Genomic DNA, 2,360 nt, shown 5'->3' with positions numbered 1-2,360 from the left:
AGGCTGCGCGCACTTCGTGTCGCTTCGCCTACCCCCTACCGGGGGCAACACCTGAGGCCCGGCAAAGCCGGTTCCTCGGTGTTTCACGAAGGGGCCGCTGCCGGGTCGAGCCCCTTGCCACTCCTGCCATCGAGCGAAGCCAGGCCTACCGCGCCGAGCACGCAGGCGGCCCCGCCGATCTGCGCCAGGCTGATACTTTCCCCCAGCCAGAGGGCAGCCAGTATCAGTGCGGAAATCGGCAGGAGCGCAGTGAAAAGCGCCGCTTCGGCCCCTTTCAGCCTGGCCGCCCCGGCAAACCAGAGGACGAAGCCCAGCACCGTCGGCACCAGCGCGTTAGGCGACGCCGATCAGCGCATCGTTCGGCAACGGGCGCTCCCAGGCCCGCTCGAACAGCGCCGGAACCAGCGACAGCAGGAGCCCGAAGGCTGCCATCAGCGTCGACAGCGCCAGGGGACGCACCGGCACGCGCAGCCGCTTGTTGAGCAGGATGAACATCGCCTCACAGACGACCGCGCCCAGTAGCAGCAGGTTGCCGGCGAACGCCGCGGCCGATTTGGAGTCCCCTGCGGAGCCTTCGCCCGGCCAGCTGATTGCCAGCACCCCTGCCGTCGCCAGCACGATGCTGCCCACCAGATATCGCCCCGGCCGCTCGCGCAAAGCCAGCACCGCCGCCAGCGCCGCAACGGCAGGCAGCGTCCCGGCCACCACGCCCGCGCTGGCGGCCGGCGCCCACCTCACACCAAGGATCAGCAGCACCGTATAGCCCACGCTGCCCAAACCCGCCTGGAACAAGAGCAGCACCAGGTCGCGCCGGTCGGGGCGAGGCCAAGGCGTGCGCGTCAGCCGCAGCAGCAGGAGAAACACCGGCAGCGCCATCGCAAACCGCAGCGCGGTCGCGGTGAACGGAGGGAGTCCGCCTGCGATGACCTTGCTGGCCACCACCGTGCTGCCCACCGTGACCATCGCCAGCGCGCACAGCGCCATTCCCTTCAACCGTTCCGACATGCCAGACCTTTCGCTTTCGAGAAAAGTCCGAGCTTCGCGGTCCGGTCACGCCGCGTATTGAACGAAATTGCAGACGGCCGGATCAGCCCTTGCGCTGCGGCTGCTCCGCCAGCCAGTTGCGCAGGCGCTCCACGCCCTTCACCAGCCGCTGCGGGTCTTTCGAGGCAAAGCACCAGCGCAGCCATCCCTGCGCCTCGGGCGCGAAGGCATTGCCCGGCGCGAGCCCCAGGCCCGCCTCGGCGACCAGCCGCTTGGCCACTTCGAGCGAATCGCCGAAGCCTTCGAGCCGGAAGAAGGCATACATGCCACCCTTGGCCGAAGCCACCTGCACGCCCGGCAGCGCCGCCAGCAGCGGCACCAGCGTGTCGCGGCAGTGCTTCAGGTGCGCCACCACGCGCGGCGTGATCTCGCTCGTGTGTTCGATGGCTGTGATGGCGGCGCGCTGCGTGAACACGCTGGCGCACGAGGTGTTGAACTCGATCAGCTTGCCGATGTCGTCCACCATCGACGGCGGCAGCACCAGCCAGCCCAGGCGCCAGCCCGTCATCAGGAAGCTCTTCGAGAAGCTGTGCGTGACGACGAGCCGGTCGTCGGGCTTCGAGATGTCGAGGAAGCTCGGCGCGCAGGCATTGGGCGTCGGCTCGTAGTACAGGCGCTCGTACACCTCGTCGGCGAGGATCCACGTGCCGGTCTGGCGGCAGTGGTCGAGCACGGCCTGCTGCTCGTCGCGCGTCATGGTCCAGCCCGTGGGATTGTTGGGCGCGTTGACGATCAGCAGCTTCGTCTTCGAAGTGACCGCCGCGCGCAGCGCGGGCAGGTCGAGCGTCCACTGCCCGTTTACCGGCACCAGCGGCAAGGTACGAACGCGCGCGCCCATGATGGCGGGCTGAGCCGTCAGGTTGGGCCACACCGGCGTCACGGCGACCACTTCGTCGCCCGCATCGACCAGCGCCTGCACCGCGAGCATCAGCGCGCTCACGCCGCCCGAGGTGACGGCGATGCGAGAGGCATCGACCGCCGGATGCAGCCCGCTCGTGTAGCGCGCGATGGCTTCGCGCAGCTCGGGCAGGCCAAGGTTGTGGGCGTAGAAGGTCTCGCCTCGCTGCAGCGAATCGATGGCCGCTTGGCGGATCACCTCGGGCGTGACTTCGTCGCTTTCGCCGAACCAGAAGGCCAGCACGTCGTCGCGGCCCATGCCGGCGTTGGCGACTTCGCGGATCTTCGACGCTTCAAGCTGATGGATCGCAGAACGCATGGAAATACCTTTCTTTTTCAGGAACGCCGCGGAACCGGCTTTGCCGGGCCGCAGGTGTTGCCCCCGGTGAGGGGGAGGGAGAAGCGACACGAAGTGCGCG

The 2,360-nt window shown here is 68.5% G+C and carries 1 protein-coding gene and 1 pseudogene; both read right to left on the bottom strand.

The features are described 5' to 3' along the window. Positions 1 to 83: 83 nt before the first annotated feature. A pseudogene (locus PMI12_RS26025) lies at positions 84 to 1,005 on the bottom strand (DMT family transporter). An 82-nt stretch (positions 1,006 to 1,087) separates the two neighbouring features. Beyond that, a complete protein-coding gene (locus PMI12_RS26020) occupies positions 1,088 to 2,260 on the bottom strand; it encodes a pyridoxal phosphate-dependent aminotransferase (protein ID WP_007838628.1) in 1,173 nt (390 codons plus the stop codon). Positions 2,261 to 2,360: the final 100 nt, after the last annotated feature.

This window comes from Variovorax sp. CF313 (assembly GCF_000282635.1).
Taxonomy (GTDB): Bacteria; Pseudomonadota; Gammaproteobacteria; order Burkholderiales; family Burkholderiaceae_C; genus Variovorax.
This window is presented reverse-complemented; position numbering and strand designations above follow the sequence as displayed.

Bases quoted from the DNA above. Each gene is read 5' to 3' on its own strand.
- PMI12_RS26020 (WP_007838628.1), bottom strand. From the start codon at position 2,260: ATGCGTTCTGCGATCCATCAGCTTGAAGCGTCGAAGATCCGCGAAGTC.